This window comes from Sphaerochaeta sp. S2 (assembly GCF_016406725.1).
In the GTDB taxonomy this organism is placed as follows: Bacteria; Spirochaetota; Spirochaetia; order Sphaerochaetales; family Sphaerochaetaceae; genus Sphaerochaeta.
The window spans coordinates 1-7201 of record NZ_JAEKNT010000520.1; the positions used below are offsets into that span (position 1 = coordinate 1).

General features: G+C 50.8%; 10 protein-coding genes and 1 pseudogene. 4 read left to right on the top strand and 7 right to left on the bottom strand.

Annotated features, from left to right (window positions below):
• A pseudogene (locus JF818_RS15275) lies at positions 1-325 on the top strand (diaminopimelate decarboxylase); the annotation flags it as partial.
• Positions 325-738, top strand: a complete 414-nt coding sequence (locus JF818_RS15280) for a YbgC/FadM family acyl-CoA thioesterase (protein ID WP_198892894.1) — start codon at positions 325-327, stop codon at positions 736-738. The pseudogene JF818_RS15275 and the gene JF818_RS15280, both read left to right, overlap by 1 nt.
• A gap of 2 nt (positions 739-740) precedes the next feature.
• Here JF818_RS15280 and JF818_RS15285 read toward each other — a convergent pair whose 3' ends face one another.
• Positions 741-1736, bottom strand: coding sequence for a hypothetical protein (locus JF818_RS15285; protein WP_198892896.1), 996 nt, complete (start codon positions 1734-1736; stop codon positions 741-743).
• Between the two features lie 101 nt (positions 1737-1837).
• Here JF818_RS15285 and JF818_RS15290 point away from each other — a divergent pair, with 101 nt between their 5' ends.
• Entirely contained in the window at positions 1838-2419 is a 582-nt protein-coding gene (locus JF818_RS15290) for a carbohydrate-binding family 9-like protein (RefSeq protein ID WP_198892898.1), read from the top strand.
• Here the strand turns inward: JF818_RS15290 and JF818_RS15295 are convergent.
• Genes JF818_RS15295 through JF818_RS15310 form a run of 4 tightly spaced genes read right to left on the bottom strand, consistent with a single transcriptional unit; the run spans position 2416 to position 4891 of the window.
• Positions 2416-3216 (bottom strand): ThiF family adenylyltransferase, encoded by an 801-nt coding sequence (locus JF818_RS15295; RefSeq protein WP_198892900.1) that lies wholly within the window; start codon positions 3214-3216, stop codon positions 2416-2418. The genes JF818_RS15290 and JF818_RS15295 overlap by 4 nt on opposite strands.
• Positions 3173-3835, bottom strand: coding sequence for a TatD family hydrolase (locus JF818_RS15300; RefSeq protein ID WP_198892901.1), 663 nt, complete (start codon positions 3833-3835; stop codon positions 3173-3175). Before JF818_RS15300 ends, JF818_RS15295 begins: the two co-directional genes overlap by 44 nt.
• 37 nt (positions 3836-3872) lie before the next feature.
• Positions 3873-4181 carry an AzlD domain-containing protein gene (locus tag JF818_RS15305; RefSeq protein ID WP_198892902.1) on the bottom strand — a complete coding sequence of 103 codons (309 nt, stop codon included), beginning with the start codon at positions 4179-4181 and terminating at the stop codon, positions 3873-3875.
• Positions 4178-4891, bottom strand: coding sequence for an AzlC family ABC transporter permease (locus JF818_RS15310; protein ID WP_198892903.1), 714 nt, complete (start codon positions 4889-4891; stop codon positions 4178-4180). The genes JF818_RS15305 and JF818_RS15310 overlap by 4 nt, the downstream gene beginning before the upstream one ends.
• A 75-nt stretch (positions 4892-4966) precedes the next feature.
• Here JF818_RS15310 and JF818_RS15315 point away from each other — a divergent pair, with 75 nt between their 5' ends.
• Positions 4967-5731 carry a hypothetical protein gene (locus JF818_RS15315; protein WP_198892904.1) on the top strand — a complete coding sequence of 255 codons (765 nt, stop codon included), beginning with the start codon at positions 4967-4969 and terminating at the stop codon, positions 5729-5731.
• Here the strand turns inward: JF818_RS15315 and JF818_RS15320 are convergent.
• Together JF818_RS15320 and JF818_RS15325 are read right to left on the bottom strand one after the other, a co-directional pair.
• A complete protein-coding gene (locus JF818_RS15320) occupies positions 5728-6720 on the bottom strand; it encodes a bifunctional methionine sulfoxide reductase B/A protein (RefSeq protein ID WP_198892905.1) in 993 nt (330 codons plus the stop codon). The two genes, JF818_RS15315 and JF818_RS15320, sit on opposite strands and share 4 nt — an antisense overlap.
• A gap of 36 nt (positions 6721-6756) precedes the next feature.
• On the bottom strand, positions 6757-7201 hold a 445-nt coding region (locus JF818_RS15325; RefSeq protein ID WP_198892906.1), incomplete at its 5' end, for a DUF1295 domain-containing protein.

Here is a 7201-nt window from a genome sequence, read left to right on the forward strand (position 1 = left end):
CTATGGTGCATACCACCATATCACTGTTGTCGGCAAGGATAAAAAGGATCATGACCATCTCTATGATGTAACAGGTAGTCTCTGTGAGAACAACGACAAGTTTGCCATCGACAGACCACTACCCAAGGTTGAGCCTGGGGATGTCCTGGTTCTGCATGATGCAGGAGCACATGGGCATAGTATGGGATTCAACTACAATGCCAAACTGCGCAGCGCTGAGTACCTTCTCAAGAGAGATGGATCGGTGAAGATGATCAGGCGGGCACAAACCTATGGTGACTATGTGTCAACCCTTCGCTTCGACGGTGCTTCTGTGGAGGTTTGATGCATTCATTCAAGATACGAGTGTATTACAGCGATACCGATTGTGGTGGCATTGTCTACCACGCTCGGTATCTTGATTTTGCGGAGCATGCCCGTACTGAATTGCTGAGGGAAGTGGCCCAGAGTCAGGGCATTGATGGTTCCCAGAGCAGTATGATTGAACTGGGAAAGATGGCCTTTGTGGTGAAATCGATTACGGTCGACTACCAGAGGCCAGGGCGGTTGGATGACCTCTTGGAGGTAACCACAGAAATTGAGAGTGAGAAGCGCTTCTCCATCACCTTCATCCAGACGGTAAAAAGGGGAGATGAAGTGCTTTGCGTACTCAAGGTGCGGGTTGCCTCGATAAACACCGAGACACTCCGTCCCACACCACTGCCTACCTGGTTTACCCAGGCAGTACAAGCACTCTGATCTTAATAGGGCATCGTCACCAACAAGGTGGTGTTGCCCAGACTTCCCAGCTTCTCATGGCAGACCACCACATCGTATCGATGGGTACCTGCATCTGGTATTGAGGTGAAGTTCTCACTCTGTTCCTGTGCAATGGTACCCTCGCAATACCAATCAATCTCAAGGTCACTCATCAAGACACCTTCCGGTAGGTTGGTTGGGGTATACCTGAGTGTGACTTCTTCTCCTGCTGCAGGACTTGCTGGGTTTGCTGTGATGGTGCCTTCAATGGGAAGCATGGTGTCATTGATGACGGTAATCTCGAAATTGGTGGAAAGATCTCCTATGATCATATTCACCGTTCCGTCACTGGTGGTATCACAAAGGATCCGTACAGCCTCTGTAGCACCGCTTACCAACATCCCCTGACTGAAGAGTCTCAGCTGTAACAGGTAGGAACCACTTTCCAATGAAGATTGCAGGAGTACTTCACCCACTCCTTTGTCCAATGCCGGCACATCCAGGCTGACGGGGTTGCCCTGTTGGTCCAACAGCACCGCTTGCAAGGATACATCATCAGCTACTTGCTCTGGATCCCAGGTAACCAATGTTTCTAACAATCCTGTTCCCACCAGATCAGTGAGGTGAAGTGTGGCCGTACTGGTGACCTTGCTGAGCATGGTGGTGATGGTCCCTGATACAAGTGGTACTCCCTCTGCATTGTATCCTATGGCTTCTATCGTCCAACGGCCGACCATGAGATTCCCGATTGCTACAGCTCTTTCCATGGAATCCACCGAGAAGGTCTGTCCACTGGGCCCTGTGCCACTGAGGTGGTAGTCCGTGATAACCATCTTCTGGGAATCAGGTATCAGGCTTCTTTCAGATGAAAACTGCTCAGTGGTAAGCAGCAATCTCAAATCAGTTGTCTCTGCGTGCGCTTCCTCCTTGCATCCAGTTGCCAACAGTACCACCGAAAACAAGATTATCAGTACCTGTGTGAGTCTTTTCTGTTTCATGTCTTTCTCCTCTCTTGTTGATATAAAAGAAGAAGAAAACCTTTCACTCTTGCTTCAACTCCCTCTAGGAGAGGAAGCCCAACTTGTTTATACTGGCACCCATGGAAACACAACCCACACTCATCGTTGGCAACACACTCGAGAAAAGCCTCCCCATTGCATTAATACCTTGCTGGGGCTCCTATGAAAAAACTGAAGGATCGTTGCGTCTTGCCAGAGAGGGAAATACCCTCTCCCTGCGCTATATGGTGCGTACTCCGTTTCTTAGACGGATGGTGCAGCAACACAACCAGGAGATAAGCGAAGACTCCTGCGTTGGCTTGCTGATCAAGGAAGAAGATGCAGAGCAGTATCTGCATCTGCAGTGCAGTGCCTCAGGTGCGCTTCGCTCTTGGTGGATCAACAGGGAAGGAGAGAGAACCCTGCTTCCTGAACCACTTTTGGAGGCGATACCGGTCACGGTGACCCTTTTGGAGAACTCCAATGCCCAAAGCCGTTGGAGTGTTGAGATACATCTGGACCTGAAGGAACTCAACATCTCAGCTGATAGTCGTCTCCTGGGAAATTTCTACAGTTGCTGTGAGCTACCTGGACAGAAGTATTACTTGCTTGCGCAGGAGACAGGAACCCTTGAACCCGATATGGAAGTTCCTTCAGCCTTCATGAGGCTGGAATCCCATTAGGATTGTTTCCCCTGGGGATTCCATGCTTCTTCTCCACTGAGCATCTCCTCATCCAGAAGCTTGGTTAGGGCAAGGTGGGCAAGATTTTGTCCAAATATTCCAGTTATGGTAGGCAAGCTCCCCAGTACATTGCGTCTTCTTCCCCTGCTGCTGATTTGCTCATTGAAGTCAGCATGTTCCTCTTCCTCTGGAGCTTTGTAGGTATAACGTACCAGCTCCGGGGAGAAGATGACCTCTATTCCTCGTCCAACCCCCCGTTTTCGGAGGTTCGTCCTCACCTGACGAGCGAGAGGGCAACCGAAGGTATCCATCAGGTCGGCTTTACGGACAAGAGAGGGATCTCTCCTTAGTGCCGCCCCCATGCTGCTCACTACCGGAATGCCTCGCTTGTAAGCAGCTTCCAGCAATGCACATTTTGGGTTGAGTGAATCGATGGCATCAACCACCAAGTCTACTGGATCGGAGAAGATGGTATCCAGTGTCTCATGTTGCACAAAGAGAGGAAGCACCTCAACGTTGCATTCCGGGTTGATGGCGAGGATACGTTGTTTCGCGACTTCAGTCTTCGGCTTCCCCAGGGTTTCATAGGTGGCAAGGATCTGCCGATTCAGGTTGGTAATCCCCACTGTGTCAAAGTCAACGATTCTCAGGTTGCCGACACCGCTTCTGACCAGGGTCTCCAATGCCATTCCCCCGACCGCCCCGAGGCCGACTACCACCACGTGTTTCTTATGAAGGCGTTCTACCGGTTCCTCACCGAGTAGCCGTGTTATGCGTAAGAATTGTTCTGATCTCATCATTGTTCCTTATCAGTTCATCATGGGAGCATCCACTGAGTTTGCTGAAGTTATCAATCTGTGTCCAGAGTATCTGGGAGTAATCCCCCATCTGGAAATCAGTTTCCAGGGCATAGGGAAGGGTGGCCAGTCGATCCCCCTCTCTTGCCAGTTTGCTCCCAAAGAGCCTGCTCCCATAACTAAGTATGACGCCAAGCTTGGCGGCCTCCTGTGCAGTCTCCCAGCTTCCAGTATAGCCGTGCCAGAGTAGTACCGGGAGGTTAGGCTGGAGGGAGCGGAGAAGGGAGAGCATCCTTCCGTCTTCCTGTACACAGTGCAAGCTGACACTTCGCCCCAGTTCATAGGCCAAGGTGAGGGTATCTTTCAGGAAGGCTTCTTGCTGTTCAATTTCTGGAAACCTTCTATCCAGTCCCACCTCGGCTATCTGGAAATCAGGAAAAGTCTTCAGTATTTGCTCGAACGCTTCAATTTCAGGTAAAGGTTTGTCTGCAAGTGCCCCGACCCCACCCAGTGCCGGAGGTGTGAGTGAGGAGAGCAATTCCCACTCATCTCTGCTGCTGGTGGCATAGAGTGCGTTCTCGCTCATGCTGGAGCCATAGTGGCGATGTGCGTCAAACATGGTTCAATCCTAAGGACGAAGAGCCTGCTCAGTCAAGCTAGAGCAACAGGAGATAGGTAACCAATATACTCAGGAGTATCGGGAAGATCATACTGTTCTTGCGGTAGGCAATGAATGCTGCACAGAGGATGCCGATAAGCCCTGCATACCAGTGTCCTTGGAAGTCAAGGATGACACCGGGAAAGATGAGTGGACCAAGCGCAGCAATGGGGAGTAGGCGGAGACTCCTGGAGAGAAACCTCGGGAGCTTGTCAAGGAAGGAGGCATAATAGGGCAGAGCCCTCACCAGAAAGGTGGCCAGTGCACTGACAAGGATAGGGATAAGGAATGGAAATGCTTTCATCATACCCCATCCTCACTGTCGCCGATGATCAGGGCCCCAAGGAAGCTTGCTGAGAGCATGCTGATGACGAATGACCAGCCAATCGCCAATGACCACTGCACGATCAGGTAGGAGTTCAGTGCTGCAGAGAATCCTGCAATTGCAAGAACCCTGAACCCCTTTTGGTGGAACTCCTGTGCCAAGAGTGAACTGAACATTGCATAGAGGGTTACCCCAACTGCAAGCTGGAGTGCGGAGGGGAGAATCATGCCGACAAGGAATCCCACAGCAGTCCCACTTACCCATCCACTGTATGCAGTCAATTCCAACCCCGCCAGATACTCTTTGCTGATCGGTTGCCTATGGAGGACAGCGACGCTGAATACTTCATCGGTGGTACCATGGGCAAGCAATGCTTTCCTCCATCCCCTGACCCCTCTCTCGAGATTCCTGTTCAGTTCCGCTCCCATGAAGGAGTAGCGTAGGTTTACCAACAAGACACTGACGAAAAGCTCAGCCAGCAGTGCTCCCCCTCCGATGAGGTTTGCTGCCAGAAACTGCCCGCTGCCTGCAAAGTTTGTCAGGGAAAAAAGTACCGCTTCCCAGATGCGCATCCCAAGATCCCTGCAAACAAGGCCGAAGGCCATGGCGGTAGGGAAATACCCAACAAAAATGGGAAATCCTTCGATGCAACCTTCCCGGAAGGTGAGTTTGTCGTGCGTTGCTGATTCCATGGTTTGCAGATTAGTGATTCTGCCGGTTTCCTGCAAGTGGCATTCATGATAGACTACACCCCCCAGGAGGTGTATATGGCTGTCTATCTCGCAAATACTGGATTACAATTACTCAGCAAGGATGGGACACTCGACCAAAAACCCTTGATGCAATGGTTTCACGAAGCAAAGCGTATTCCAGCTCAACAAGGATCTTATTATACGAAGATGCTGGACAGTGGCCTGACCATCATCTTCCGCACGGTGGCAGACAAGGAAGACCTGCAGATTGTAGGTTTGGACATGCATATGAGTGGACGATGCCTCTGGTCAGGGAAACCTCTGGCACAGATAGGCAAGGGAGAGCCTCTCTCGCTCACGCTCCTGATGACCAACGATTCAGAAAAGAGTGCTTTCATTGCCACACTTGTCCATGCAGCGACCCTTGAGCAAATTGATGAGGACACACTGTTGGCTTTGCAAGTCTGTGCATTCCCCCAGGCTCTTGATGTTTTTGACAGCAGGGAAGCCTATGAGACGGTTACTGAAGAGGGCGCCCGGCTTGAGGACAAGAAATTGCTTCCATTCAACTACATCATGGCCCGTGATGAGAGCCTCAGTGAGAAGGATAGGGAGCGTTTTGCTGCAGAGGAGCAGATGATGTTGCTCTGTGGTCCTGTGCTTGGGGTGGAGAACCGTAAGCATGGTTTTCAGGATACCGGATGTACGGTAGCCACCATATCCACGGAAATGGGACATCTAGATCTTGTCTTTGCCCCAGAACAACTACAGCAGCCCCTGAAAAAGGGCTCCTATGTAGTTGCCAGCTGTGCAATCAGTGCAGATGTCCTGACCGATTAAAACCGTTTGGTATATGCGTGGCAGTAGGGAAGGGTTCCCTTCTTCTCGTAGTAATCCTGATGGTAATCCTCCGCTGGGTAGAATACAGCTGCAGGGCGGAGGGTGGTAGCAATCTTCAATCCCTTTTCCTCAAGGATTCCAATAAGGCGTACTCCCACATCAAACTCATGCCTTGATCGGTAGAAGATTGCAGAGAGATACTGGTTCCCGATATCCGGTCCCTGTCCATTGGCCTGGGTGGGGTCGTGGATCTCAAGGAAATACTTGGTAAGTTCCTCGTAGGATATTTCCAAGGGATTATAAAGCACCTTGACGGCTTCCAGATGCCCGGTGGTATGGGTCAATACATCCTGGTAGCTTGGATTCTCGACAGTCCCTCCCGTATAACCAGACACTGCTGAGTATACGCCTTCCTTCTGGGCGAACAAGTGTTCGACTCCCCAGAAACATCCTCCGGCAAACACCGCCTCAGCCACCGGCGTGCCATCCCTGAATACCAGGGAGAGGGAATTGACGCAATGCCTTGTATTGGTATCAGTGAAGCGTTCCCCTTCAAAGACATGTCCCAGGTGTCCACCACAGGTGGCACAAAGTATTTCAGTCCTCATTCCGTCGGCATCGATCTTACGTTTTACTGCATGGGGAATCTCCTCATCGAAGGAGGGCCACCCACAGCCGGAGTGGAATTTGGTCTCTGAACTATACAGGGGGGAGTCACACCACTTGCAGTAGTAGGTTCCCCAATCTGTTGTATCGGTATACTCACCGGTAAAGGCTCGTTCAGTGGCCTTTCCCACAATGATGGATCGCTCCTCACTGGTAAGGGAGTTCTTCAATGCCTCATCAAGAGGTTGGTATGTAAATCGGTCTGTATCAGCCATGGGTACTTTTTCCTCACTTATTGTCGGTGTTTCTCGTTTATACAAGGCAAATGAGAGCAGCAGGAACACAACCAAGAGCAATGCAATGATCATAAAGACTGTTTTCATCTGCAGATTCTCCTTGACTTCACTGTAGCACGGTTGCTACCAGAATCGGAAGAGAATTGCACCTGCCTTCTCTTTGTATGTAGCATACCCAGGATACTTGGAGGAGGTGATGCTCTCTGTGAAGATGGTGGATCCAATGAACAAGAGCGTCAGCAAGATCGGGCCAGCGATGGTATAGTGCAACAGGGAACCATGGAAGGAGACCGAGTAGAGGTAGATGGACCACCACACCCCCAGCTCCCCGAAGTAGTTGGGATGACGACTATATCTGAAAAGTCCAGAACTACGGAACCCTTGGGTATACTCATCCTCAAGTTCATCCTTTCTGGGAAGCAATTGGTACTTGGCTTGCTGGAATGTATACTGCTGTTGGTCTGCTATGGTCTCAATACCAAGGAAACAGACAAACAAGAAGATTGCAATGAAGGAGAGTGGGGTGAATTGCTCATTCGTCGATGGGAGCAACCCCAGTGGGCTGGTG